The organism is uncultured Oscillibacter sp. (assembly GCF_900546705.1).
Lineage (GTDB): Bacteria > Bacillota > Clostridia > Oscillospirales > Oscillospiraceae > Oscillibacter.
In genome coordinates, this window is the sequence record NZ_URDP01000012.1 from 24,718 (window position 1) to 49,489 (window position 24,772).

20 protein-coding genes and 1 tRNA gene are annotated in these 24,772 nt (G+C 61.9%); 9 read left to right on the forward strand and 12 right to left on the reverse strand.

Features of this window, described 5'->3' with window-relative positions; all coding sequences use genetic code 11:
* Positions 1 to 17: 17 nt before the first annotated feature.
* Both QZS13_RS04215 and QZS13_RS04220 read right to left on the reverse strand, forming a co-directional pair.
* Positions 18 to 1,367 carry an MATE family efflux transporter gene (locus tag QZS13_RS04215; RefSeq protein WP_295585884.1) on the reverse strand — a complete coding sequence of 450 codons (1,350 nt, stop codon included), beginning with the start codon at positions 1,365 to 1,367 and terminating at the stop codon, positions 18 to 20.
* A 36-nt stretch (positions 1,368 to 1,403) separates the two neighbouring features.
* Positions 1,404 to 2,252, reverse strand: a complete 849-nt coding sequence (locus tag QZS13_RS04220) for an AraC family transcriptional regulator (RefSeq protein ID WP_295585887.1) — start codon at positions 2,250 to 2,252, stop codon at positions 1,404 to 1,406.
* 199 nt (positions 2,253 to 2,451) lie between these two features.
* On the opposite strand from QZS13_RS04220, the gene thyA reads away from it, so the two are divergent.
* On the forward strand, positions 2,452 to 3,282 hold the full coding sequence (thyA, locus tag QZS13_RS04225) for a thymidylate synthase (RefSeq protein ID WP_295585889.1): 831 nt from the start codon (positions 2,452 to 2,454) through the stop codon (positions 3,280 to 3,282).
* A 12-nt stretch (positions 3,283 to 3,294) separates the two neighbouring features.
* Positions 3,295 to 3,792: a dihydrofolate reductase gene (locus tag QZS13_RS04230; protein WP_295585892.1), complete on the forward strand. Its 498-nt coding sequence runs from the start codon at positions 3,295 to 3,297 to the stop codon at positions 3,790 to 3,792.
* Positions 3,793 to 3,848: 56 nt separating this feature from the next.
* Here the strand turns inward: QZS13_RS04230 and QZS13_RS04235 are convergent, their stop codons facing one another.
* A complete protein-coding gene (locus QZS13_RS04235) occupies positions 3,849 to 4,553 on the reverse strand; it encodes a zf-HC2 domain-containing protein (RefSeq protein ID WP_295585895.1) in 705 nt (234 codons plus the stop codon).
* Entirely contained in the window at positions 4,543 to 5,016 is a 474-nt protein-coding gene (locus QZS13_RS04240; protein ID WP_295585898.1) for an RNA polymerase sigma factor, read from the reverse strand. Before QZS13_RS04240 ends, QZS13_RS04235 begins: the two co-directional genes overlap by 11 nt.
* 154 nt (positions 5,017 to 5,170) lie before the next feature.
* Here QZS13_RS04240 and recG point away from each other — a divergent pair, with 154 nt between their 5' ends.
* The gene (gene recG / locus QZS13_RS04245; protein WP_295585901.1) at positions 5,171 to 7,219 is read left to right on the forward strand and encodes an ATP-dependent DNA helicase RecG; all 2,049 of its coding nucleotides are present in this window, start codon (positions 5,171 to 5,173) and stop codon (positions 7,217 to 7,219) included.
* A 22-nt stretch (positions 7,220 to 7,241) separates the two neighbouring features.
* Positions 7,242 to 8,591, forward strand: a complete 1,350-nt coding sequence (gene brnQ, locus QZS13_RS04250; protein WP_295585904.1) for a branched-chain amino acid transport system II carrier protein — start codon at positions 7,242 to 7,244, stop codon at positions 8,589 to 8,591.
* Between the two features lie 46 nt (positions 8,592 to 8,637).
* Here the strand turns inward: brnQ and QZS13_RS04255 are convergent, their stop codons facing one another.
* The 3 genes from QZS13_RS04255 to mtaB are packed head-to-tail and all read right to left on the reverse strand — an operon-like array spanning position 8,638 to position 10,952.
* A complete protein-coding gene (locus tag QZS13_RS04255) occupies positions 8,638 to 9,066 on the reverse strand; it encodes a FadR/GntR family transcriptional regulator (RefSeq protein WP_295585906.1) in 429 nt (142 codons plus the stop codon).
* 18 nt (positions 9,067 to 9,084) lie between these two features.
* Entirely contained in the window at positions 9,085 to 9,660 is a 576-nt protein-coding gene (gene yfbR / locus QZS13_RS04260; RefSeq protein WP_295585909.1) for a 5'-deoxynucleotidase, read from the reverse strand.
* A 5-nt stretch (positions 9,661 to 9,665) separates the two neighbouring features.
* The gene (mtaB, locus tag QZS13_RS04265) at positions 9,666 to 10,952 is read right to left on the reverse strand and encodes a tRNA (N(6)-L-threonylcarbamoyladenosine(37)-C(2))-methylthiotransferase MtaB (RefSeq protein WP_295585911.1); all 1,287 of its coding nucleotides are present in this window, start codon (positions 10,950 to 10,952) and stop codon (positions 9,666 to 9,668) included.
* A gap of 110 nt (positions 10,953 to 11,062) precedes the next feature.
* Between mtaB and QZS13_RS04270 the strand changes: the two genes are divergently transcribed.
* The 3 genes from QZS13_RS04270 to QZS13_RS04280 are packed head-to-tail and all read left to right on the forward strand — an operon-like array spanning position 11,063 to position 14,446.
* Positions 11,063 to 12,199 carry a cysteine desulfurase family protein gene (locus QZS13_RS04270; protein WP_295585914.1) on the forward strand — a complete coding sequence of 379 codons (1,137 nt, stop codon included), beginning with the start codon at positions 11,063 to 11,065 and terminating at the stop codon, positions 12,197 to 12,199.
* A gap of 43 nt (positions 12,200 to 12,242) precedes the next feature.
* On the forward strand, positions 12,243 to 13,628 hold the full coding sequence (locus QZS13_RS04275; RefSeq protein WP_295585916.1) for an MATE family efflux transporter: 1,386 nt from the start codon (positions 12,243 to 12,245) through the stop codon (positions 13,626 to 13,628).
* Positions 13,625 to 14,446: a putative RNA methyltransferase gene (locus QZS13_RS04280; protein WP_295585919.1), complete on the forward strand. Its 822-nt coding sequence runs from the start codon at positions 13,625 to 13,627 to the stop codon at positions 14,444 to 14,446. The genes QZS13_RS04275 and QZS13_RS04280 overlap by 4 nt, the downstream gene beginning before the upstream one ends.
* Positions 14,447 to 14,484: 38 nt before the next feature.
* Here QZS13_RS04280 and QZS13_RS04285 read toward each other — a convergent pair whose 3' ends face one another.
* Positions 14,485 to 15,528 carry an acyltransferase gene (locus tag QZS13_RS04285; protein WP_295585922.1) on the reverse strand — a complete coding sequence of 348 codons (1,044 nt, stop codon included), beginning with the start codon at positions 15,526 to 15,528 and terminating at the stop codon, positions 14,485 to 14,487.
* A 315-nt stretch (positions 15,529 to 15,843) separates the two neighbouring features.
* On the opposite strand from QZS13_RS04285, the gene QZS13_RS04290 reads away from it, so the two are divergent.
* Positions 15,844 to 17,037 carry a dicarboxylate/amino acid:cation symporter gene (locus QZS13_RS04290; RefSeq protein ID WP_295585925.1) on the forward strand — a complete coding sequence of 398 codons (1,194 nt, stop codon included), beginning with the start codon at positions 15,844 to 15,846 and terminating at the stop codon, positions 17,035 to 17,037.
* A gap of 104 nt (positions 17,038 to 17,141) precedes the next feature.
* Here QZS13_RS04290 and QZS13_RS04295 read toward each other — a convergent pair whose 3' ends face one another.
* A complete protein-coding gene (locus QZS13_RS04295) occupies positions 17,142 to 18,161 on the reverse strand; it encodes an alpha-hydroxy-acid oxidizing protein (protein ID WP_295585927.1) in 1,020 nt (339 codons plus the stop codon).
* Between the two features lie 191 nt (positions 18,162 to 18,352).
* Here QZS13_RS04295 and QZS13_RS04300 point away from each other — a divergent pair, with 191 nt between their 5' ends.
* Complete coding sequence (locus tag QZS13_RS04300; RefSeq protein WP_295585929.1) at positions 18,353 to 19,312, forward strand: DUF4349 domain-containing protein; 960 nt, start codon at positions 18,353 to 18,355, stop codon at positions 19,310 to 19,312.
* Between the two features lie 43 nt (positions 19,313 to 19,355).
* Here the strand turns inward: QZS13_RS04300 and QZS13_RS04305 are convergent, their stop codons facing one another.
* From QZS13_RS04305 to QZS13_RS04315, 3 genes are all read right to left on the reverse strand, one after another.
* Positions 19,356 to 22,610: a hypothetical protein gene (locus QZS13_RS04305; protein ID WP_295585932.1), complete on the reverse strand. Its 3,255-nt coding sequence runs from the start codon at positions 22,608 to 22,610 to the stop codon at positions 19,356 to 19,358.
* Between the two features lie 13 nt (positions 22,611 to 22,623).
* Complete coding sequence (locus QZS13_RS04310; RefSeq protein ID WP_295585935.1) at positions 22,624 to 24,195, reverse strand: hypothetical protein; 1,572 nt, start codon at positions 24,193 to 24,195, stop codon at positions 22,624 to 22,626.
* A 361-nt stretch (positions 24,196 to 24,556) separates the two neighbouring features.
* A tRNA-Cys gene (locus tag QZS13_RS04315) sits at positions 24,557 to 24,631 on the reverse strand.
* Between the last annotated feature and the right edge of the window lie 141 nt (positions 24,632 to 24,772).

Genomic DNA, 24,772 nt, shown 5'->3' on the forward strand with positions numbered 1-24,772 from the left:
CGTTTTGCTGTATGGAATCAGTCCTGAAGTCCCATGGACTCCCACCTGTGGCCCCGGAAGCGGGGTACGAAAAACAGTACCCGCACCAGCCAGTCGATGAACATGGCCATCCAGATGCCGACCACGCCGAACCCCCAGTAACGGCCCAGCAGAATGCCGAAGCCCACCCGCATGGTCCACATGGACACGCTGGACACCAGCAGCGTAAACCGGGTGTCGCCGGCGGCACGGAGGGCCTGGGGCAGCGTGAAGGCCGCAGGCCAGAGCAGTGCGCCCACGATTCCGTGCATCCAGATCACCGTGCGTGCATAGTCCGTGGCCTCCGGAGAGACGCTGTACAGCTTCAAAATCAGCGGCAGCACTGCCAGCACCAGTGTGATGGTCCCGGCCATATAGATGTAGGTCCGGGCCAGCAGCTTCTTCGTGTAGTACCGGGCCCGCTCATAGCTGCCCGCCCCCATGCACCGGGACACCACCGTCACCATGGCAAGGCCCAGGGCGTTGCCGGGCACGCACTGGAACGTGGTCACCGTGTTGCCGATGGCATTGGCCGCCACGGAGGCGGTGCCCAGAACGGACACCGTGGAAAGGAGCAATATCTTGCCCAGCTGGAACATGCCGCTCTCCAGCCCGTTGGGTACGCCGAAACGCAGGATGTTCTTGACCACATACCGGTCATGTTTCAGGGAGATCCTCTCCACCTGCAGGGGCAGATCCTTCCGCCGCAGCAGAATCAGCATGGCCGCCGCAGCCACCATCCGGGACACCGTGGTGGGAATGGCCACGCCCTCCACACCCCGGTGCAGTCCGAAGATCAGGATGCTGTTGCCCACCACGTTGACCAGGTTCATGCCCAGGGAAACCCACATGGAGATCTTGGAGTTGCCCATGACCCGGAACAGCGCCGCGCCGGCATTGTAGACTGCCAAAAACGGAATGGATGCCTCTACGATCATGTAATAGGTGTTGGCGTAGGCGGCCACGTCCGGCTCCACCTGGCCGAACACCACGCCCAGTACAAAGCCCTTGCACAGGTAGAAGAGCACCATCACCGCCAGGGACACCTCGGTCATAAAGAGCAGCAGCTGCTCACCGGCGTGTCCCGCCTTGGCCTGCTCCCGCCGCCCCAGATACTGCCCGGCAATTACGGCGCCGCCGGTAGCCAGGGCGGAAAAGGCGTTTACCAAAAGGACGTTCACCGTGTCCACCAGGGACACGGCGGAGATAGCCGCCTCGCCTACCTGGGACACCATCACCGAGTCGCACAGGCCCACCGTAATGGCCAGGAGCTGCTCGATGACCAGCGGGACGATCAGGCGATGCAGATCCTCCTTGCTGAATTCCACTGTCAATCGTTTTTCTTCCATTTGCTCGCTTCTCTCGTATGAAAATCGGTCCGCCTGTCACCGGAACTCCCGGGGACTCATGTGAAAGGTATTCTGGAAGGCCCGCAGGAACGTGGAGTACTCGGAAAAGCCCGCCTGCTCCGCCGCCTTCATCACCGGCATTCCGCCCCGGATCAGCTCTCCCGCCCGCAGCAGCCGCTTCTGGCTGATATACTGATGGACCGTGTAGCCGGTGACTGCCTTGAACCGGTGCATCAGGTAATACCGGCTCAGGTAGAACCGCCCTGCCAGGGTGTCCACCGTCAGCTCCTCCGTCAGGTGCTCGGCAATGTAGTGCAGTATCTCGTCCATCTTCGGGTCCACCCGGTAGCTGTCCCGCTGCTCCTGGGCGGTGCGGTCCCGCAGGATATCCCGGTTCACCGAGATGAGCAGCTGCTGACACAAGGTGTCGGCCATTCTGGACGCGCCGAACTCCCCGGAGTGGAGGGACTGCTCCAGCTGCTGAAAAAGCTGCATATAGTGCAGCCGTCGCTCCGCGCCGAAGCGCAGCAGGTGGAACCCCCGCTGGCGGGCCGTTTCAAAGCAGGTGTCCAGCCCCTCGCCAGGGTCACTGCGGCTGCGCAGCCAGTCCCGTCCCAGCCAGACCACCACCCGCTCATAGGGCTCCGCCGGGTCAATGATGGGCCGGTGGATCATATTGTGCTGCACCAGCAGCACGTCCCAGGGGCGCAGGAAATAGGTGACGCCTTCCACCACGTAGGACACCTTGCCGCCCAGCAATAAAATCAGCTTGTCGAACTCATGGTAGTGGTAGTCCAGCTTCTGGGCCCGGGTATCCTTCAGATGGAACAGGCGGAAGTCCTCATGGAGATACCCGCGCTTTCCCGCCTCGCTCTGATCCGGCACAAAGCACTCCCCCTTTCACGAACGGGCTTTATCTTACCGCACATTTTACAATTTCTCAACCGGAATTTCACACAAACCATACAAATATTTCTCTCTTTCTTTCGTAAAAACCTCCGTGGGCACCACAAAACTTTTTGTATACACCTTTTGAAAAATTTGCTATACTTAGGAGAAATGAAAAACGAAGGAGGTTCTCTTCATGAGCCTTGCCGATACGCTCTTTATCCAGAACTGCCGCGACATCCTCGACCACGGCGTCTGGGACACCGACCGGGAAGTCCGCCCCCGGTGGGCCGACGGCACCCCCGCCCACACCATCAAAAAATTCGGCATCGTCAACCGCTACGACCTGCAATCCGAGTTCCCCATCCTCACCATCCGCCGCACCTACTGGAAAACGGCCCTGAAAGAGCTTTTGTGGATCTGGCAGAAAAAGTCCAACAACATCCACGATCTGGACGCCCACATCTGGGACCAGTGGGCGGACGAGACAGGCTCCATCGGCAAGGCCTACGGCTACCAGCTCTCCGTCAAGCATCACTATCCGGAAGGGGACATGGACCAGGTGGACCGGGTGCTCTACGACCTTTCCCACAATCCGGCCTCCCGGCGCATCATGACCAACCTCTATAATTTTCAGGATCTCCACGAGATGCACTTGTATCCCTGCGCCTATTCCATGACGTTCAACGTCTCCGGCAACGTCCTCAACGCCATTTTGAACCAGCGCAGTCAGGACATGCTGGCCGCCAACAACTGGAACGTGGTCCAGTACGCCATTTTGGTCCACATGTTCGCCCAGGTCTCCGGCCTGGTTCCCGGTGAGCTGGTGCACGTCATTGCCGACGCCCACATTTACGACCGGCACGTGCCCATTGTGGAAAAAATGCTCACCCAGACCCCCACGCCGGCGCCCCGCTTCTCCATGGATGATTCCATCCGGGATTTCTACGCGTTCACACCCGAGAGCTTCTCCCTGGAGGGCTACACCCCCGCCCCCTTCGACGAGAAGATTCCCATTGCCATCTGAGGAGGTTTTGCCATGAACGCCATTGTTGTCGCAGACCGCAACTGGGCCATTGGCCGGGACGGCGGATTGCTCTTTTCCCTGCCTACGGACATGAAGCGCTTCCGCTCTCTGACCATGGGCGGTGCTGTAATCCTGGGCCGCAAGACTCTGGAGTCCTTCCCCGGCGGCCGCCCCCTGCCCGGACGAAAAAACATCGTCATCACCCACCAGAAGGGCCTGACCATCGAGGGAGCCGCCGTGGTGTCCAGCCTGGCAGAGGCCGTGGACGCCGCCGGGGAGATCTCCCCGGATCAGCTGTGGGTCATTGGCGGCGGCAGCGTCTATACGGCGCTGCTCTCCCGCTGCAAGCGGGTGTATCTCACCCGGGTGGACGCCCAGGCCGAGGGGGCCGACACCTTCTTCCCCAACCTGGACAAGCTGCCCGGCTGGGAAGTGGAGCACGAGAGTGAACCCATTACGGAAAACGGTCTCACCTTCCGATTTGTAGATTATATTAACCGAAAGATTTAATATATAGATTAGAAAAGCCCGCCGGCAATGCCGGCGGGCTTCTTTTAGATTCGATCTTACGGCGTCCGAGAGGCCTCCCGGGGCGGCTGCTGCGCCGGCGCCCACGCAGCCTCCTGCGCCTCAGTAGCCTGGTCCAGCGCCACGGTCTCTCCCTCCCGCCAAAGCAGGACGGCATCCTCACCAAGTCCAAAATACACTGCCTCCTGTCCCTGGCTTGTGTTGGAAAAGTCACTGAACAGGGCAGCGCCTCCCGTGCGATAGCTCTTGTTATCGAGATTCAGCAGCTCCGTCCGAAGGATGGTGCGCTTCAAATAATAGTGGAGGCCATCCTCCTGCACCTTCCAGGTCAGGCAGGTCCAGAGTTTTTCTCCCTCTTCATACGTCCACTCCACACCGACAGCCCCGCTTTGCAGCCGGTATGCCTGTACCGTATACTCCTCCCCGGTCATGGGGATCACCGTCCAGTCGGTCAGAAACCACCCGGCTGCCGCCAGCGCCGCGCACACCGCCGCTGCGATGAGCGCCCCTTTCCACCACGACCGGCGCCGGTCCTTTTTCCACTCCCGGGAAATGGCCCGCACCGGCGATGCCTCGTCGGGGACAAGCGGCTCCGCCTCCGGCAAGGGCGCGTCCATGGCGCTCAGTTCCGCCCGGCAAGCCGGGCACGTTTTCAGATGCTCCTCCACCGCCGCCCGGCTAGCCTGAGAGCAGGCCCCGTCGTGATAAAGGGGCAGCAGATCCCGTATGATCTCACAGTCCATCCAATCCCTCCTTCAATTTTGCCCGGGCCCGGAAATACGTCACCCGCGCCCAGCTCTCCGTCTTGCCGAACAATTCCCCGATCTGGGAAAATGGCAGCTCTCCGAACGTCCGCAGGGAAAACACCTCTTTGTAAGGCTCCGGCAAACCGTGGAGCAGCCGGTGCAGCTGCCGGGCCGTCTCCTGCCGGGCAAACCCCTCTTCAATGCCGCCGTCTCCCCGCTCCGCATCGTCCTGCGAATATTTGGCCCGCTCCCGGCACAGCGTCAGGTACTGGTTGCGGGCGATGCGGCACAGCCACAGCCGCAGGGGGCACTGTCCCCGGAAACTGTCAATGGCAGTCAGCGCCTTGAAAAACGTCTCCTGGGTCACCTCCTCCGCCGTATGGACATCCCGGCTCAGCGCCAGCACATAGCGGTATACGTCCGCAAAGTATTGGCGGTACACCGCCTCAAAATCCTCCACCCGCTCACCTCCCTCATCCAAGGGACGCACATCGTCCCCATTCGTTACAAAATTGGGCTGTACCGTGTCTGTGTCCGTCCGGAAAAGACACGTTGTCTTTCTGAAAATTTTATTATATAATAAAAATCTACTCACTTGGGAGAGGAGGACCCCTATGGCGGATCTGGACACCAGCGTACAGTATATCCACGGCATCGGACCGGCGCGGGCCAAGAGCCTCGCCAAACTGGGCATTTCCACCTTGGGCGACCTGATCTCCTGGTTCCCCCGACGCTATGAGGACCGCAGCGCCGTCCGCCGCATTGCCGATCTGGAGGCGGGAGAGAGCGCCTGCGTGGAGGCCATGGTGGCCGCGCCGCCCACGCTGTCCCACATCCGCAAGGGGATGGACCTCATCAAGGTCCGGGCGGTGGATGAAAGCGGCGTGCTGGACGTGACCTTTTTCAATCAGACTTGGCTTAAAGACAGCCTCCGCCAAGGCGAGACATATCTTTTTTACGGCCGGGCTGAGGGAAACCTGCTGCGCAAGCAAATGGCCTCCCCGGTGGTGGAGCCGGTGGGTCGCCGGGAGCAGACCGGACGCATCGTCCCCATCTATCCCCTGACCGCTGGGGTCAGTCAGCTGATGCTCTCCCGGTCCATCCGCCAGGGGCTGGACGCGTGCACCTCTATTTTGCCCGACGCCCTGCCTGATGACGTGCGGCAGTCCCACCAGCTGTGCCGCATCGGCTTTGCCTATGAGAACATCCACTTTCCCGCCTCGCCGGAGGCACTGGAGCTGGCCCGCAGACGGCTGGCCTTTGAGGAGCTGTTCCTCTTCTCATTAGGCCTGGCCCGGCTCCGCAGCCGGCGGGAGGTGGCGGAGGTAGCTCCCTGCCGTGATGTGGACATGGCTCCTTTTTATGCCGCCCTTCCCTTCACCCTTACCGACGCCCAGCGCCGCTGTGTGGACGAGGCTCTTTCAGACATGCGCTCCGGCCGGCCCATGAACCGGCTGTGTCAGGGCGACGTGGGCTCCGGCAAGACCATGGTGGCCGCCGCCTGCGCCTATTTCATGGTCAAGGGCGGCCGTCAGGCGGCGCTGATGGCCCCCACGGAGATCCTGGCCCAGCAGCACTACGAAAATTTGGCCCCCCTGCTGGAGGGACTGGGCGTCCGCTGCGCGCTGCTGACCGGCTCCACCTCCGCCAAAATAAAGCGCTCCGTCGGCGCCCAGCTGGCCGCCGGGGAGATCGGCTTTGTAATCGGCACCCACGCGCTCTTGTCCCAGGGGGTGGAGTTTTCCGACCTGGGGCTGGTGGTCACCGACGAGCAGCACCGCTTCGGCGTAGCCCAGCGGGCCTCCCTGGCTGCCAAGGGCACCCATCCCCACACGCTGGTCATGTCCGCCACCCCCATTCCAAGAACGCTGGCACTGATCCTGTACGGCGACCTGGATGTATCCGTCATCGACCAGCTGCCCCCCGGCCGCAAGGCCGTGGAGACCTTCTCCGTACCCGGCAGCTACCGTCCCCGGATCTACGCCTTTTTGCACAAGCAGGTAGACGAGGGACGGCAGGCCTACATCGTCTGCCCCATGGTGGAGGAAGCAGACCAGCCGGGCGACGAGCGCAAGGCCGTCACCGCCTACGCCCAAAAACTGCGGCAGGAGGTATTCCCGGACCTGCGCGTGGCGGTGGTCCACGGGAAGATGAAGCCCCGGGAAAAGGAGGCGGTCATGGCGGCCTTTTCCGCCGGCGAAGCGGACATTCTGGTATCCACCACCGTCATCGAAGTGGGCGTGGACGTGCCCAACGCCTCCGTCATGGTGGTGGAAAACGCGGATCGCTTCGGCCTCAGCCAGCTCCACCAGCTGAGGGGCCGGGTCGGACGGGGCAGTCACCAGTCCTACTGTATTTTGATCTCGGACAACAAACACGAGGAAACCCGCCAGCGTCTCAAGGTCATGACAAAGACCAACGACGGCTTCCGCATCGCCGAGGAGGATCTGCGGCTGCGGGGCCCCGGCGACTTCTTCGGCCAGCGCCAGCACGGACTGCCGGGACTGAAGGTAGCCGACTTGGGCTGCGACACCCAGCTTCTGCGGCAGGCTCAGGCCGCCGCGGAGGAACTGCTCTCCCGGGACCCCACCCTTTCCACCTGTCCCGCCACAGCAGAGCAGGTGACGCGGCTTTTCACTCAGAAAGGCGACAGCCTGAACTAAAGAATTTTGAGAGGAGACCAACATGGACAGAAAACTCACGGGAAAGGAATATCTCTTCCTTTCCTCCATGCTCTTCGGCCTGTTTTTCGGGGCCGGCAACCTGATCTTCCCCGTCCACATGGGACAGCAGTCCGGCTCCGCCGTATGGGCTGCCGCCGCCGGATTCTGCCTCACCGGCGTAGGACTGCCGCTTTTGGGCATCGCGGCTCTGGGTGCTTCCCGCAGCGACGGTCTTTTTGAGCTCAGCTCCCTGGTGGGCCGCAAATACAGCTACTTTTTCACCTGCCTGCTGTATCTGACCATAGGGCCTCTGTTTGCCATTCCCCGCACGGCCACAGTCTCTTTCTCCGTGGGCATCCAGCCCCTGCTGCCCCAGGAGCACACGCAGATCGCCCTGTGCATCTTCTCGGCGCTGTTCTTTTTGATTGTGCTGTACTTCTCCCTGCGTCCCTCCGGCATTCTCACCTGGGTGGGAAAGATCCTCAACCCGCTGTTTCTGGTGTTTCTGGCCATTCTCACCGTCACCGCCCTGGTCCAGCCCATGAGTGCCGTGGGCGCCTCGGAGCCCACCGGCGCCTACGCGACAACCAGTTTTTTCCAGGGTTTTCTGGACGGCTACAACACCATGGACGCCCCGGCGGCCCTGGCTTTCGGCATCGTGCTCATCACAGCCATCCGCGGGCTCGGCGTCCAGTCCCCGGGTGCCATCTCCGTCAGCACGGTCAAGGCGGGATTTTTCAGCTCCGTGCTTATGGCGGGCATCTATGTGATGCTGGCAGTGGTGGGCGCCCAGTCCCGGGCAGTATACGGCATCTGCGCTGACGGCGGCGAAGCCCTCTATCGGATCGCCACCCACTACTTCGGCACTCTGGGCGGCGTGCTGCTGGGCATCACCGTTACCGTGGCCTGCCTGAAAACGGCCATCGGCCTCATCACCTCCTGCGCCGCCACCTTTGAAGAGCTGTTCCCCCGCTCCCTGAGCTACAGGACCTACGCAGTGATTTTCTGCGTGTTCTCCTTCGCTGTGGCCAACTTCGGACTCAGTCAGATCATTCTCTTGTCATTGCCGGTGTTGATGTTCCTCTATCCCCTGACCATCACCCTGACGCTGCTGGGCCTTACCGGCCGGTGGTTCGGCTATGACCGGCGGGTGTTCGTGGCCGTAACGGTACCCACCGCCCTGGCCGCCGCGCTGGATTTTCTCCGCTCCCTGCCCGCAGGTGCCCAGGAACTGCTCCACACCCAGATGATCCTGGAACCTGCCGCCCGGGTACTGCCCTTCTTCTCCCTGGGCATGGGATGGGTCATCCCCGCCTGTCTGGGACTTGTCGTAGGCCTGTGCCTGCACATATTCAGCCGGAAAAGCGCCTGAACAAAAAAGCAGCCTCCCATTTGAAAATGGGAGGCTGCTTTTTTCTTTACAAATGTCCCCGGTTCAGCTCCCGGGTGTAGAGCCTGGTCACGTACTGCATGTGGGAGCGCATGATCTGCTCGGCCCGCTCCGGCTCGTTGGCAAGGATGGCCACCATGATGTTCCAGTGCTGGCTGGCGGACTGGTCATCCACCTCCGGCAGCAGGGCCCGGTTGCGGCTGAGGTACTCGGTGATCTGTACCATCAGACTCTGGAGGCTGCGGCGCAGGTACTCGTTGTCTGCAATATCCGCTACCGCCAGGTGAAAGTCAAAGTCCCGTTCCAGCTGATAGTCCACATCCCGGGCAATGGCGTAGCTGAGGGGCTGGCGCAGCTTGTCGCCGTCCGCCGCCACGGCCTTCTGGGCCGCCAGATACACCAGAGCGCACTCCAATGCCGCCCGGGTCTCCAATAATTTTTCAAACTGCGATTCCATATCTCTCTCCTCCCCAGGTCACTTCAGCTGGTCCAGCGTCAGAGAGAAACTGTCCAGGAATGTGTCCATAAAATACTGCACTTCCGGCAGACCGTAGCTCTCCAGGGCCGCGCGGGTCTGCTCCGCCGCCTGGCGGAACTCCCCGTTGCCCGCCTTGAGCTCCTCCAGGCACTTGATGTACGCCGACAGCTTGTCCGCCGCCTTCACCAGTGCCGCCGTCTCGCCGTCGCGCACTTCCAGCACAGGCGCATAGGCCGCCTGCAGCTGCGGCGGCACCATGTCCAAAAGCCGCCGGGCCGCCACCGCCTCCACGTCCTTATAGGCCGTGCGGATGGCGGGGTTCATATACTTGATGGGCGTTGGCATATCGCCGGTAAAAATCTCGCCGGCGTCGTGGTAGAGCGCCGCCACCGCCACGGCCCCGGCGTCCACGCTGCCGCCGAAACGCTCATTGCGGATCACCGCCAGGGCATGGGCCAGCACCGCCACCTGATGGCTGTGCTCCTGAACGTTCTCCGGCGCGGTGTTGCGCATGAGCGCCCAGCGCTGGATAAAACGCATACGAAAAATGTAGGCAAAAAAATGGCTTTTCAAGGGGCTCACTCCTCGATCTTTCCGAACAGCACCCGCCCGTCGGTGCCGGTGATGCGGACGGAACGGACCTCATTGTGCAAATTCTCCCCGTCGGCCAATACCTCCATGTAGTTGGGGGCATGTCCGGAATAGCGGCCGTCCTTGGGCTGCTCGAAGAGCACCGGGTATACCTCGCCCACGCAGCTCTCCAGATACGCCTGGTGCATCCCGGCGGCCACCTGGGCCGCCCGGCGGGCCCGTTCCTCTTTGACCTGGGGACTCACCTGCTCCATCTTGGCCGCCGGCGTACCGGGACGGATGGAGTAGGGGAACAGGTGCATCTGGGCAAAGCCGCACTTACGGATAAAGTCCAGCGTGGTGGAAAACTCCTCCTCCGTCTCACCGGGGAAGCCCACGATCATATCCGTGGTGACGGCAGGGCGGTGGAAATGACGGTTCAAAAGTTCCACGGACTGAAAATACCGCGCCGTATCGTACTTGCGGTTCATGCGCTGCAAGGTGGCGTCGCAGCCGCTCTGCATGGAAAGGTGGAACTGAGGGCACAGCGTGGGGATGGCCGCCGCCCGGCGGCAGAACTCCTCCGTGACCGTGCGGGGCTCCAGACTGCCCAGCCGCAGCCGCACGCCGGGTACTGCCGCCGCCACCGCCTCCAAAAGGTCGATGAGGCTCTTGCCGCACTTGAGATCCTGGCCCCAGGAGGAGATTTCAATGCCGGTGATGACAATCTCCCGGTACCCCTGGTGTGCCAGCTGCCGGGCCTGGTCCACCGCCACGTCCAGCGGTGCCGAGCGCACCGGCCCCCGGGCGTAGGGGATGATGCAGTAGGAGCAGAAGTTTACGCACCCGTCCTCCACCTTCAGCATGGCACGGGTGCGGTTGTCCATTCCGCCGGCGGGCAGCACCTCGAAGGTGCGCCGGTCAAAGGAGCGGTCAATGGACTCGATGAGCCGCCGCTCCCGGGCGGCCTCCTCCAGAAGGTCCAGAAACCCCGCCCGATCGCCGGTGCCGGAAATCAGGTCCACATCCAGCGTCCGCATCTCCTCGGCGTGGGTCTGGGGATAACACCCGCATACAGCCAGCAGGGCGCCGGGATGCTCCCGCCGCACCCGGTGAAGCACTTTCCTGGACTTCTGGTCACTGACGGCGGTGACGGAGCAGGTATTGACCACATAGGCATCCGCCGCGTCCGCAAAGTCCACCACCTGGTGGCCCCGGCCGCGCAGCAGCTGCTCCATGGCCTGGGTCTCATATTGATTCATTTTGCACCCCAAGGTGTAAAAGGCAACTTTCATGGAATCTCCTTGCACTTTCCTGGAATTCTTTATATAATGGTTAGGCTGTTTTTTATTCATTATACTTTGATTTTCTCCGTTGGGCAACCCCCAATGAAAGGAGCCTTGCTATGGTTTATCTGGATCACGCCGCCACCACACCGGTCCCCCGGGCCGTGGCGGACGAGATGTATGCGGTATTGACGGAGCGCTTCGGCAATCCCAGTTCCCAATATCCCATGGGGCTGGAGATGAAAAAGCAGGTAGAGGCGTGGCGGGCCATTGTGGCAAAGGCCCTGGGCTGCCAGACCGGAGAGCTGTACTTCACCTCCTGCGGCACCGAGGGCGACGCCTGGGCCATTACCGCCGGCTGCTGGCAAAACCGCCGGGTGGGCAAACACATCGTCACCACCGCCGTGGAGCACAGCGCCGTGCTGGAAAGCTGCCGCTGGATGGAAAAGCAGGGCTGGGAGGTCACTTATGTGGCTCCCGAGCCTGCTACGGGCCGCATCAGCGCCGAGGCCGTTCTGGACGCCGTCCGGCCGGATACGGCCCTGGTTTCGTGCATGCTGGTCAACAACGAGCTTGGCTGCGTGTACCCCATCACCGAAATTGCAAAAGGGCTGGCCGCCAAAAATCCCCAGACGCTGCTGCACACCGACGCTGTTCAGGGCTTTATGAAGGTCCCGTTCACCCCCAAGTCCTTGGGGGCGGACTTTGTCACCATCTCCGCCCATAAGATCGGCGGTCCCAAGGGCATCGGTGCGCTGTATATCGGCCAGCGGGTCCGCAATCCCCGGCCCCTGCTGCCCGGCGGCGGTCAGGAGAGCGGACTGCGCTCCGGCACGGAGGCCACCGCCCAGATTGCCGGCTTTGCCAAGGCGGTGGAGCTGCGCCAGGCGTTTTTGAAGGAGCACCCCCACCATTTGGAGGAGATCCGGGACTACGCCCGTGAAAAGCTTGCCCAGCTGCCGGATGTGCAGTTGATCGGCCAGGGGGACGCGCCCCACATTTTGTCCATCGCTATGGTGGGCTGGCCCAGTCAGAACATCGTCAACGACCTGGGCAGCCAGGGCATCTGCATCTCCGCCGGCTCTGCCTGCCACAAGGGCAAGCCCAGCCATGTGGTGGCGTCGCTGAAGCTGCCCAAAAAGACCGCCGGCAGCGTCATCCGTCTGAGCTTCGGCCCGGAGACCACCACCGCCGACATCGACGCGTGCGCCGCTGCCCTTGCCCGCCACCACGACACCCGCATGCCCATGCTCTGAGCAGCCGGGACCATACGATAACCAAGTAAAGGAACAACCCGACATGTTACGTTATCTCCGCCGCCCGGCCGGCTTCTATAAGCGGCTTTTCCTGCTGGCTCTGCCGCTGATCCTGCAAAACCTGATTACCACCTCCCTGGGCTTTGTGGACACTTTCATGGTAGGTCTGCTGGGAGACACCCAGCTCTCCGCCGTCACCGCCGCCAACGCCCCCATTTACCTGGTTCAGGTCATTATCTTCGGCCTCATGAGCGGACTGACCATTCTGGTCAGCCAGTTCTGGGGCAAGGGGGACATGCTGGCCATCAACCGCTGCATGGGCATCGCCATGTACGCCGGCTTTACCATCGCCGCCTGTACGGCGGCAGCCATGTTCTTTTTCCCGCAGACGATTCTCTCTCTGGTGACCGACAACGCCCTTTTGATCACTGAGGGCTCCCCCTATCTGCGCATCGTGGGCATTTCCTACATCTTCAACGCCGTCAGCAGCGTGTATGTGAGCATGCAGCGCAGCGCGGAAAACCCCTTGTTCGGCATGCTGGTGTTCGCCACGTCCATGCTGCTCAATACCTTTTTGAACTACTGCTTTATCTTCGGCAATCTGGGCGCTCCGGCGCTGGGCGTTACCGGCGCCGCCATTGCCACACTGACCTCCCGCATCGTGGAGTTTTTGATCGTGGTGTGCTACGCCGCCCGCAGCCGTCGGGTCCCGCTGATTCCCCGCGCCCTGTTCCGGCCCGGTGCCGCCACAGTGCGTATGTACGTCAAGTACGCCACGCCGGTACTGCTCAACGAAACGCTCTGGGGGCTGGGCACCACCATGATGACCGTCATCATGGGCCACATGGCCATCAGCGCGGACATGCTGGCCGCCTACGCCATCATGGGCAACATCGACAAGTTCTCCACCGTCTCCTGCTTCGGTCTGGCGGGAGCCACCGCCGTCATCATCGGCAAACGGATCGGCGAGGGCGCCTCCAAGGACGAGATCTATGATCTGAGCTGGTGTTTGCTGCTGGTGGCTCTGGGCCTGGGCGTACTGCTGGGTGCCGCCCTGGGCATCGCGCTGCCCGGGGTGTTCATTCCCTACCTCTATCCCCTGTTCTCCCTGTCCCCCACGGCCACGGAGGCAGCGGCCACCATGTGCGTGGTGTACCTGCTCACCATGCCTCTCAAATCCTTTGACATTTCCAATATCACCGGTGTGCTCCGGGCCGGCGGCGACGCCGCCATGGCCTCCGTCATCGACCTGGTGCCCCTGTGGCTGACGGCGGTGCCTCTGGCCGCCCTGACAGCGCTGGTGCTGGACGCCCCTTTGATTTTCGTGTGCCTCGGTCTGTATGCGGAGAACTTCTTCAAGTGTCCCTGGGGCATCGTCCGCCTGCGCAGCCGGAAATGGATCAATGACGTAACCAGGAGTATCGCATGAGCTTTTTCTGTTGTCCCATCTGCGGTGCGCCGCTGCAGCGCGCCGGAGGCGCCCTGTGCTGCAGCCAGGGCCACAGCTTTGATACCGCCCGGGAGGGCTACACCCATCTGCTGCCCCCCAACCGCAAGCACTCCGCCGCCCCCGGCGACGACAAGGGCATGGCAGCAGCCCGCCGGGCATTTTTGTCCAAGGACTACTACGCCCCTCTGCGAGACACCCTGTGCGACCTGGCGGTGCGCCATACCGCCTCCGCTCCCGCCGTGCTGGACGCCGGCTGCGGTGAAGGGTACTACACCGGCGGCGTGTACCGTGCCCTCAAAGAGGCGGGGAAAGCGCCCCGCATGGCCGGCATCGACATCTCCAAGTTCATCCTGCGCTATGCCGCCAAGGCGGAGAAGGACATTGAGTTCGCCGTGGCCTCCTCCTATCATCTGCCGGTGGCGGACCAGTCCGTGGATCTGCTGCTGGACTGCTTTTCTCCCCTGGCCATTGAGGAATTTTCCCGGGTTCTGCGCCCCGGCGGTTCCTTTTTCTACGTGGTGCCCGGCCCCATGCACCTTTGGGAGATGAAGCAGGTGCTCTATGACACTCCCTATCCCAACGAGGAAAAGGAGACGCCCTATCCCGGCTTCCGGTATGAGGAGATCGTGCCGGTGGAGCACGCAGTGACGCTTCCCTCCCAGGAGGACATCCACGCCCTGTTCCAGATGACTCCCTACTTCTGGAAAACCCCCAGGGACGGCGTGGACCGTCTGGCGGCGCTGGAGACGCTTACTGTCCGCACGGACTTCCGCATTCACGTCTTTACCCGAATCTGAAAAGAGCCCCGCGGCAGATGCCGCAGGGCTCTTTTTGATTACCGGGCTGAGATCTTCTCCCGGCTCTGACGCAGAAATACCGACCGGACCGCGCCCACAGCTGTATCCACGCACCAGGCACCCGGTATGGCCAGCGCCGTCACCGCCGCCAGCTGCAGCAGCATCCCCCGCATGCCGACGGCAAACACCGGCTCCATCCGCAGCCGCGTGAGAATCAGCACATGGCCGAAGTACACCGTCATGGAATGGCGGGCCAGAAACGCCGTCACCGGCCGCAGCCACCTGAGATGGGCAGCCAGGGGCGGCCACAGGGCAAATACTGCCAGCAGCACCAGAGGGGTATGGACGTTGAGCGTACTCTTGATGGCCTCAATGTCCCCGGTGGCCTTGCTCTCCAGCACATATAATCCGGTGAACACCACCGCCGCCGCAGCAATGGCCGCTCTGTGCCGGGCCGCAAACTGCTGCAGGCGGCCAAGGTTTTCCCGGGTGGCCGCCATGCCCAGCACAAAGTAGAAAAGCCACGTGGGAAACAGCTGCCACAGATAGGGCCGCAGGGGGCCGGGGATGACGGAAAATCCCCCACGCTGCACCACGATGAGCTTTTCCACCCCGTAGGTGACGAGAAACGCGCCCAGCAGACAGCCGGGCGTCGACCGCTCCATCCACCGGCGCAGCAGCGGATAGAGCAGGTACAGCTGGAATATAATCGTAATAAAATACAGGTGGGGCGCCGCCTGTCCCAGCAAAAACCGGCGCACCAGAATGCCGGGGGTCAGGGACTGGTTTTCATACAGGGTATAGGCCACAAACCAGCACACGTAGGGAATCCCCAGCTTCCCGAACCGCCGCCGGTAAAACTTTGCAGGCGGCAGCGGCTTTCCCAGTCCCAGCGACGCACCCGAGAGCAGCACGAACAGCGGCACGGCAAACCGGGCCGCCTGGTTCATGACATACGCCAGGTTCATCCCGCCCAGCAAAAAGCGGCTCCCCGCCCCGATATAAGGGGCGGTCACATGAATGGCAATGACCGCCAGCATGGACACCACCCGCGCCGCGTCCAGCTCTTCCACCTTTTTCATGCAGATGGTCCTCCTTTTTCCAGCCAGCCCTGCTGTTTCGCCGAAAGCGGCCCTGTTCCATATTTTCGTATCATACCATTTGGTTCTGGTTTTTTCAACCATTTGCGCTGTGCGCCGCCTCTTTGCTCCGCCTGGGCCAGCAGCGGTTCCGCGGCCTCTCCCCCCGGCGGAAATGCCGTTGACTCCGCCAGGCGGAAGGAGTATGATGAAATAAAATCACAGCGGCCGGGCCGCTGGAAACCAGGGAAGGAGGGGCAAGATCCGCCGCGCCCGCGGGGTGCGAAAAAATGTGTATATGAGAGGGGTAACGTTCGTATGAAAAAGCTCTTTGGCAGTCTCCCGTTCCGATTGATTCTGGGAATCCTTGTGGGTGTGCTGTGCGGTACCGTATTCACGGAGAACGTGATGAAGGTGGTTGTCACCCTGCAGTACATCATGGGCCAGCTCATCAACTTCTGCGTGCCGCTGATTATCATCGGATTCATTGCGCCCTCCATCACCAAGCTGGGCGCCAACGCCTCCCGCCTCTTGGGTGTGGCCGTGGTGATCGCCTACGTCTCCTCCATCTGCGCGGCCTTCATGAGCATGGGCGCGGGCTACGCGCTGATCCCCCATCTGTCCATTGACACCAGTGTGGCAGGCCTCAAGGAACTGCCCGGTGTAGTGTTCCAGCTGGACATTCCCCAGATCATGAGCGTCATGAGCGCCCTGGTGCTCTCCGTGCTGCTGGGTCTTGCCGCCACCTGGACCAAGTCCAAGCGCACCATTGAGCTGCTGGCAGAATTCCAGGCCATCGTGCTGGATATCGTCAGCAAGATCATCATCCCCGTGCTCCCGTTCTACATCGCCACCACCTTCTGCAACCTCAGCTATGAGGGTATGATTACCCGGCAGCTGCCCGCCTTTTTGCAGATCATCCTCATCGTCATGGCCGGTCACTACATCTGGCTGGCGGTGCTGTACCTGCTGGCCGGTGCCTACTCCGGCAAGAACCCCTGGGAGGTCCTCCGCCACTACGGCCCGGCTTACCTGACCGCCGTGGGCACCATGTCCAGCGCGGCGACGCTGGCGGTTGCCCTGCGCTGCGCCGGCAAGAGCAAGGTGCTGCGGGAGGACATGGTCAGCTTCGGCATTCCCCTGTTTGCCAACATCCACCTGTGCGGAAGCGTTCTGACGGAGGTGTTCTTCGTCATGACCATCTCCCTGCTGCTCTACGGAGCCCTGCCCAGCCTGGGCACCATGATCCTCTTCTGCCTGCTGCTGGGTATCTTTGCCATCGGCGCCCCCGGTGTCCCCGGCGGCACGGTCATGGCCTCCCTGGGCCTCATCACCGGCATTTTGCTCTTTGACAACGCCGGCACCGCCCTGATGCTGGCCATCTTCGCCCTGCAGGACAGCTTCGGCACTGCCTGCAACGTCACCGGCGACGGCGCGCTGACGCTGATGCTCACCGGATACGTGGAAAAGCACGGCATCAAGGACGAGAACCTCCAGTCTCCCATTTTGTAAGCTCTCATTCCGCGGGGCCGCGTAAGCGGCCCCGCCTTTTTGAAGAAAGCCGCCCTGTGCCAAAGGCACAGGGCGGCTTTTGCATCAATTGGGTGATCCCCAGCTTAGTAGCCGTAGATCATGGAGCGGTTAATGTCCGCCAGGCAGTGGGCGCCGCACATGGCCATGGTATCGGCCAGCTCGGCCTTGAGCTTTTCCACATAGATCTTCACGCCCTCGGCGCCGCCGCCGTAGACCATGTTCACAAAGGGACGGGCAATGAGCACCGCGTCGGCGCCCAGGGCCAGGGCCTTGAACACATCCATACCGGTGCGGATGCCGCCGTCCACCAGCACGGTCATCTTGTCGCCCACGGCGTCCACGATGGCAGGCAGCACCTCGGCGGTGGCGGGGCACTGGTCCAGCACGCGGCCGCCGTGGTTGGACACCACGATGGCGCTGGCACCGGCCTCCAGGGCCTTCTTGGCGCCGGCAACGGTCATGATGCCCTTGAGGATGAAGGGCTTCTCCGCCCAGGCCACAATCTGCTTGAGCTCCTCCACGGTCTTGCTGCCGGCGGGCGGGGTCATGTTCTGCAGGAAGGGCAGTCCCGCGGCGTCGATGTCCATGGCAATGGCAAAGGGATTGGCGGCCTTCACCAGGTCCAGCTTCTCCTTGACGGTCTCCAAGTTCCAGGGCTTGATGGTGGGGACGCCGCAGCCGTGGGTCTTGACGAGCGCCTTGGCCGTACCCTCCATAACCGCGGGATCGGTGCCGTCGCCGGTGAAGGCGGCGATGCCGGCCTCGGCGCAGGCAGGCACCAGAATGTCGTTATACTCCAGGTCCGTGTACTTGTCGCCGTAGTGCTTGGTAACGGCGCCAACGGGGGCCGCGAACACGGGGATGTCCACTTTCTGGCCGAAGAGGGTGAAGGAGGTGTCCACCGGCTTATTTTCGCAGATGGTGTCCATGTTCACACACAGCTCCTGCCACTTCTGATAGTTGCGGATAAAGCCGGTGCCGATGCCCTTGGCACCGGGGCCGGGCACGGTATTCTTGCAGGCCAGGCCGTTGCAGACAGGGCAGGACTTGCAGTAGGGGCCCATGCAGGTGCGGGCCTGATCGAGTACTTCTTTGTATGTCATGACGATCTCCTCCAAATGATGTAGTTCCCCTCTGAGGTAATATTTGCGCTCCTATTGTACTGCCAACCGCGGAAAAAGGCAACCGCTTCCAAAAAAGTTTGTCTGCCCCGCCAACAGGCGGAACCATTTTCCACCTTTCCCGTCTCTACGGTTGAAAGGGTCTTTCCACACCATAAAAAGGAGGGTTCACCATGAAAAAGAAGGGTTTTGTCTGGGTGCTTATGCTGGTGCTGGCCACGGGCCTGCTATCCGGCTGCGGCAGCGAATCCGCCGCCTCCATGCCCCAGGAGACAGCCGCAGCAGAAGCACCAGCGGAAAGCTACAGCATGGACGCGTCGGCAGACTACGGTACCGGCAATGGCAGCATGATGCCCGCCGCAGAGGGCAGTGGAGAAGAGAGCAATGCAGTACAGGGCTCCAAGCGCATCTATACCGCCTCGCTGGAGCTGGAGACCACCGGCTTTGACGAGGCCGTCTCCTCCCTGACGGAGCTGGTGGACAGCTGCGGGGGATGGATATCGTCCTCGTCCGTCAGCAACCACTCCAGCTCCTACCGCTACGCGGATTTGACCGTGCGGGTACCGGTGGAGAAGTACCGTGATTTTCTCACCCAGGCGGGAGAGCTGTGCCACCTGCTCTACACCCAGGAGTACGTGGATGATGTGACCGAGTCCTACTACGACACCGCCGGACGCCTGGAGACCCAGCGCATCAAGCTGGAGCGGCTCCAGAGCCTGATGGCCCAGGCGGAGAACATGGCCGACATCATCACCATCGAGTCCGCCATTTCCGAGACAGAGCAGATGATCGACAGTCTCTCCGGCACGCTGCAGCACTATGACGCCCAGGTGGACTACGCCACGGTCACCATCTCCTTGCAGGAGGTGGGCAAGCTCTCCAACGTGGAAGAGCCCACCGCAACGCTTGGCGGACGGCTGGCCGCGGCCCTTGCTTCCGGTGGGCGGGGCTTCTTGCACTTTGCAGAGGACCTGCTGGTCATACTGGCCTACGGCTGGGTGTGGCTGGTGATCCTGGCCGTGGCGGCCATCGTAGTGGTGCGCCGCCTGAAAAAGAAGGGCGTCCAACTCCCCTTCCTGGAGCGAAAGAACCATACGTCCGGCCATGACGTGCCCAAGGATGGCACACTTTGATATGCGCAGAAACGCCCGGGCCTATGGGGCCCGGGCGTTTTTCTCAATTGGTCAGAATGGTGTAGCCTACCGGGTCATACTGCTCATCCAGCAGCAGCAGCACATAGGCATAGACAGTCTCGCCATCAGAGCGCCCCGACGGCATCAGCACATCCAGATCCTCCACCGGCTTGCAGAATCGCTCCTTTCCCACGGACTGTTCCCGGCTCCAAAGGCCGTATTGCTGCACCGCCCGGGAGAAATTTCCATCATCGCTCAGATAGAAGCCATCCACGCACCAGGCCGCGCCGCTGCGCTCCACCTGCTCCGGGGCAATGTACTCCGGCAGCGCCGCCTGGGAGAAGGCGTTTTTCTGCTGCTCATAAAGATTGGAGAAGTCGTAGTTGCAAAGGGTGATCTCCATGCGCCAGCTGTCCCCGCCCAGATGACGGGGCTGGCCGAAGGAATAGCCGCATAAGGTGGTCGCGTCACTGTACAAAAGCAGCACCCGGAATGGGGCCCGGCCGCCCTGAACGGAAAACCGGCCGGAGGTCTGATTCATGGACCGTTTCCCGTCAGAGGCCACCAGCCAGGCCATCTGGTCGCTGACTTTCAGATATTCCTCCACGCCGCCCAGGTCCGGCATGCCCCGAAACTCCATGAACCGGGCCTGGGGCACCATCTGCTGCACCTGCTCCAGCGTCACGGTGCAGTACTCCCCATCCGCCGTCAGGTCCAGCGACGCGCCGGTACGGACCCCGGAGGGAAAGGAAAACTCCATATTCTCTACCCGCTCCCCGTCTGTGACGGTCACATAGCCCATGTACTGCATGGCATCGTCCAGCAGCAAATACACCTGGGGCCGCTCCGCTGCGGCGTGCCGGGCGCTGTTGGGCAGGTCCGTGATGGGCGCGCAGAACCGGCTGATATAGGGCGAAGTAGCCCGGCTCCACAGGCTCTGGAGGCGCACCCGGTTGGTAAAATCGTCGCTGCCGGAGAGCTGGGAAACCGGCTCGATGTAAAAGGCCGCACCGCAGGAGGCAAGGTCGTACTGGGAGATCTCCGGCAGCTGGGGCGAGGCCGTATAGCCTGCGGACTGCTCTTGGTACAAAGCTGTAAAATCGTAGTCGCACAGAGTGATCTCCATACGCCATTTTCCGCCGCCCAAATTCTCCGGGGCGCCCACAAAGTAGCCGCACAGGGTGGTCAGGTCCCGGTAGAGCAGCAGCGTGAAGATATGGTCCTCCGAGAGATTCCAGGTGGCAGACAGGTGCCCTCCGTTTGCCGTGCCGCCGGAGGTCACCAGCCAGGCCATGTGAAGGCTGTCGGTCACATAGGCCTTCACATCGCCGCCCAGATCCGGCGCGTAGCCCTCAAAGTTGAAAAAGGACATCTCCGGCACCACTCGGTGCAGCAGCTCCTCGGTGATCTCGCAGTTCCCGTCGCTCTTTTCCTCAAGCACCAGCTCCACGGAGCCGGTGGGCGTAATATCGCTGTCCCCGCCGGCCTGTCCGCCGCTGCCGGTGGAGTCCATCATGGTATAGCCCAGCAGCTGATGGTCGCCGTCCAGCAGCAAAAAACAGCGCCACCGGTCATCCCGGGGGAGCCGGAAATGGAGCCGGTCCATTTCCCGGCTGTGCTTTTCTACATACGGAGAGGTGTACTCCGCCCACAGGTGATATGCCTGGGAATCGCCAGGCAGCAGCGTGGGGCCCCGGCTGGTATCGTAGCCGGTGAGGAAATACTTGGCGCCGGAGTTTTCAATGTCCTCCGGGGCAATATAGTTTGCAAAGGTCTCTTCCCGCTGGGCGTCGAACAGGGCCATCTGCTCTTCATAGAGCGCCGTGAAGTCGTAGTCGCAAAGCGTCACCTGTAACTGCCAGGTTCCGTTTCCCGCCTTTTCCGGCACGCCTACGGCGTGGCCCATCAGGTGGGTGTTGCTGTCAAAGAGCAGCAGACACAAAGGGCTGTCCGGGTCCGTATTGGCATTGAAGCTGCCCCATTCCCCTTCGGAGCCCCACTGGCCCCGGCTGGTGACCAGCATGGCCATCTGGAAGCTGTCGATGAGGTAGGTGTCGATGTCTCCGCCCATGTTGGGAACGCCCTCCAGGTTGATGTACTCCACCTCCGGGAACTGCTCACGCACCAGCTCCGGCGTAACGGTGCATACGCCCTCCGTGTCCTCCTCCACGGTAAAGGTCACGGTCTCTCCGTCACCGGGGGCGGTCACATGCAGCTCCTGCGCGCCAATGCCGTCACCGCCGCCCAGACGTGGCAGCAGCACCGCCCCAGCCACGGCCAGCAGGGCCACCGCAACGACCGCTGCAATCCTGCCGCGCTTTTTCCCCGCACCGGGCTTCTTTGTACGCCCGGCAGCACTGCCGGAGATGGCGGTTTTCCCGCAAGCAGAGGATTTCTCTTCCGGGAGGGAGGATTCCTCGGGGTATGGCGCGGGCTCCGCTCCGTTGGAAAGCAGGGGAGCGGATTCCGCCGGTGCCCCGGCGGAACGTGGAGCAGGAGGTGTTTTTGACGTTTCGTCAGGTGTCCCCGACACACCACCGGACGACTCCGGCGGGGTCTTTTTCAGATGGAGCCGGGATTTGAGGTCCTCCATCTGCTGTCGGGCCGCTTCGCGGCGTTCTTCCGCCTGCGCCCGGGCCTCCTCTTCCCGGCGCTCCTGTTCCCGGGCCTGGCGCGCTTGGTCTTCCGCCCGCTCCTGCCGCAGCGCTGCAAGACCTGCAGCAGTAGCCAGACGCTCGGCAGTATCCCTCTGACAGCCGCAGCGGTGACAGCGGGACTCCACCAACCGGTTCACGCCGCCGCAGGGGCAGTACCAGAGGCTCTTGTCGCTCCAATAGGCATACCGGCTGCTGGGAAGGCCCCGGCTCAGCGCCAGCAGCTCCGGCTCCTCCACCGCCTTATCCAGGGCGATAAAGGCCGGAAGGCTCTCCCAGCGGGCATCCTCCGCCGCCTTCCACACGCTCCCATCGACAAAGGTCGCTGACACCGCCCGAACGTCCATGCTCTGCTGGTCTCCCCAGGGCAGTACCACCGCCGTGTACCGGCCAAAAGCCTGCCCCCGGACAGCGCCCAATCCCGCATAGGTAAACATTGTCCCGGCGCCGTCTCCGGCCAGGCAGCGGACTGATATCGTCAGCGACGTGATGCGGAGGTCGTCAATGCTTTTCCACTTCAGCTGAGCCACCAGCCGGGGCAGCTTGGTGTCCTCCAGCAGTACACCGGCTGCCAGCACCACCGGCGCACCGGCGGTGTACAGCCGCTCCGGCAGCGCAAAGCGCCGGATATAGCGATCACTCATGGTGCCCCTCCCATCAAAGCTCCGGCAGCTCGTCGGGGTTATCACCGTCCGCAGACGCACCGGCTTGCAAAACAGCGGCCTCCCCGGCACCGGCATGGTCCACCCCACTCTTGCGTATGGCATGCACATTGGCGGCCATCTGCCCAAAGGCATACAGCGGCCAGGTGCCCACCGCCAGAATCAGAGCGCTCACCACCGTAATCAGTCCGCTCAGCAGCACAGATACCGGGCTGAAGTAGGGCGGGATCAGTCCAAAGAGCTGCAGCAACAGCAGTACGACACTCAATGCCATCACAAAAGCACCTACGACGCCCAGGATCAAATAGATCAAGCCGCAGATCTTGGCCAGCAGCTGTAATTTGCCTCCCACGTCGCTGTAAAACCCGTGGACAAAGCCGGACAGACCGTGGCGGTACTTTTCTCCGTCCATCTTCCGCTCTCTTGCCGCCAACTCCCGGACCTCCATTGAGAGGTTCAGCAGCACCAGCCCTATGTACAGCAGCAGAGCCAGCAGCAAATTCCGGATGTTTGCTCCATCCATATGCCCTGCGACGGCGGAGATCTGATAAAACGCCTCCCAGATTCCGCCAACGGCCGCCAGTGCCGCCGCGATCACATTGAGCACCGGAACCTGCCGCTTTCCCACCGGGGCATTCCATGTCACGCCCACCGCACTGATGAGCACCAGCAGCTCGCAGCCGAACAGCAGGGCCGCCCGCTGGGTCTGCTGAAGGACGGTGCTCATCTGATCCGAATACAGGACCATCTGCCGCAGGCTCAACAGTTCCCGCACCTGACAGACCGTCAGCACCGCCGCAGCAGGCAGAAGCCACCTCTCCCTCTGATCGCGCAGCAGCAGAAAAACGCCTGCCGCAGCGGTCAGTACAGGCCAAAGCAGGTTCAGCACCGGCACATCGAATGAGCTCATCAGCCCGATGAGATTGATGATCCGCCACACACCGCAGGCCAGGATCAGCACCGCCCCCAGCGCGCGCAGTGCGCCGGCTCCGGGGACAGACCGGTACCGGATTCTCTGACCGTTCTGCTGCTCCCGCTGCCGGGGCAGGAACGTCTCCGCCTCCACATTACCGCACAGAAGTACGGCGCCCGCCGCCGATATCACTGTGGGAAGCAGCCGAATGGGAAGAGAGTGAATCTCCTGCAGGCACAAAAGTCCGCTCACTGCCGCCAGTACTGCGGCAGCCAGGTTCAGTACCGGCATGCGGAGCCGGTCCGGAACAGCCCCCGGGATTTTGTTCCAGGATACTCCCCGGAAAGAGATCGCCCAGGCAGCCAGAGACACCAGTATTGCCAGCTGATTGGTCAATACGGCAGCACTCAGCAATGTCAGTACTCCACCGGCAGCAAGCGCTGCTTTCCGGTTCCGGGCCGTCAGCAGCAGGATACCTCCGGCCACAGCCAAAAGGCATAAAAAGAGCGACCCCCTGGCCCGATAGTCCTCGATCACTCCGGCCAGCAGTTGATCGATCACCGGCCCCGCCGCCAGCAAAGCTGCCGACACCGTCCGCAGTTCACCCGGCTGTGGAATCCCCCGGATTCGTTCTCTTCTTACGTTCTCTTCCATAGAAATCTCCTCTCTTTCCCCAGCACAGCATACTGGACAGCAAGATTTTCCATAAAATCACTATATCCCGTTCCCAGTCAAAAAGCAATCTGCCCGCTGCATCTCTCCCATCCGACACGCTTCTCTTCGATAAAAAGAAGAAAGACACGCTTTTCAGCGTGTCTTTCTTCTTGTCTTGTCAGCAAAGTATAGATGCCGGACACGACCGGGTCCCCGCACGGCGGGGCGGCGCGTTTGCGCCGTACAAGCGTTTTGGCCACAGGCCAAAACCTTGGCGCAGGGGCAATTCACTTGCCCCGAGCATTTGAAATATCCCAGGATTCCATAAAAATAACCACACCTAACGGTGTGGTTATTTTTATGGAGGTGACACCCGGATTTGAACCGGGGAATCAGGGTTTTGCAGACCCTTGCCTTACCACTTGGCTATGTCACCAGCTTTTCTATATTATATGCGAACTCTCCGGAAAAGTCCACACTTTTTTTAGATTTCGATGCCCACACTTTCGTGTGGGCATCGATCTGGAGCGGGCAACGAGGCTCGAACTCGCTACCTCCACCTTGGCAAGGTGGCGCT

Excerpts from the sequence above, each read along its gene's own strand:
- QZS13_RS04235 (WP_295585895.1), bottom strand. The coding sequence starts at position 4,553 with ATGGACTGTGAGATCATACGGGATCTGCTGCCCCTTTATCACGACGGG.
- QZS13_RS04285 (WP_295585922.1), bottom strand. The coding sequence starts at position 15,528 with ATGAAAAAGGTGGAAGAGCTGGACGCGGCGCGGGTGGTGTCCATGCTG.
- QZS13_RS04275 (WP_295585916.1), top strand. The coding sequence starts at position 12,243 with ATGTTACGTTATCTCCGCCGCCCGGCCGGCTTCTATAAGCGGCTTTTC.
- QZS13_RS04215 (WP_295585884.1), bottom strand. The coding sequence starts at position 1,367 with ATGGAAGAAAAACGATTGACAGTGGAATTCAGCAAGGAGGATCTGCAT.
- QZS13_RS04230 (WP_295585892.1), top strand. The coding sequence starts at position 3,295 with ATGAACGCCATTGTTGTCGCAGACCGCAACTGGGCCATTGGCCGGGAC.
- QZS13_RS04305 (WP_295585932.1), bottom strand. The coding sequence starts at position 22,610 with ATGAGTGATCGCTATATCCGGCGCTTTGCGCTGCCGGAGCGGCTGTAC.
- QZS13_RS04295 (WP_295585927.1), bottom strand. The coding sequence starts at position 18,161 with ATGACATACAAAGAAGTACTCGATCAGGCCCGCACCTGCATGGGCCCC.
- QZS13_RS04310 (WP_295585935.1), bottom strand. The coding sequence starts at position 24,195 with ATGGAAGAGAACGTAAGAAGAGAACGAATCCGGGGGATTCCACAGCCG.
- QZS13_RS04290 (WP_295585925.1), top strand. The coding sequence starts at position 15,844 with ATGAAAAAGCTCTTTGGCAGTCTCCCGTTCCGATTGATTCTGGGAATC.
- mtaB (WP_295585911.1), bottom strand. The coding sequence starts at position 10,952 with ATGAAAGTTGCCTTTTACACCTTGGGGTGCAAAATGAATCAATATGAG.
- QZS13_RS04270 (WP_295585914.1), top strand. The coding sequence starts at position 11,063 with ATGGTTTATCTGGATCACGCCGCCACCACACCGGTCCCCCGGGCCGTG.
- thyA (WP_295585889.1), top strand. The coding sequence starts at position 2,452 with ATGAGCCTTGCCGATACGCTCTTTATCCAGAACTGCCGCGACATCCTC.
- QZS13_RS04255 (WP_295585906.1), bottom strand. The coding sequence starts at position 9,066 with ATGGAATCGCAGTTTGAAAAATTATTGGAGACCCGGGCGGCATTGGAG.
- QZS13_RS04280 (WP_295585919.1), top strand. The coding sequence starts at position 13,625 with ATGAGCTTTTTCTGTTGTCCCATCTGCGGTGCGCCGCTGCAGCGCGCC.
- QZS13_RS04300 (WP_295585929.1), top strand. The coding sequence starts at position 18,353 with ATGAAAAAGAAGGGTTTTGTCTGGGTGCTTATGCTGGTGCTGGCCACG.
- recG (WP_295585901.1), top strand. The coding sequence starts at position 5,171 with ATGGCGGATCTGGACACCAGCGTACAGTATATCCACGGCATCGGACCG.
- brnQ (WP_295585904.1), top strand. The coding sequence starts at position 7,242 with ATGGACAGAAAACTCACGGGAAAGGAATATCTCTTCCTTTCCTCCATG.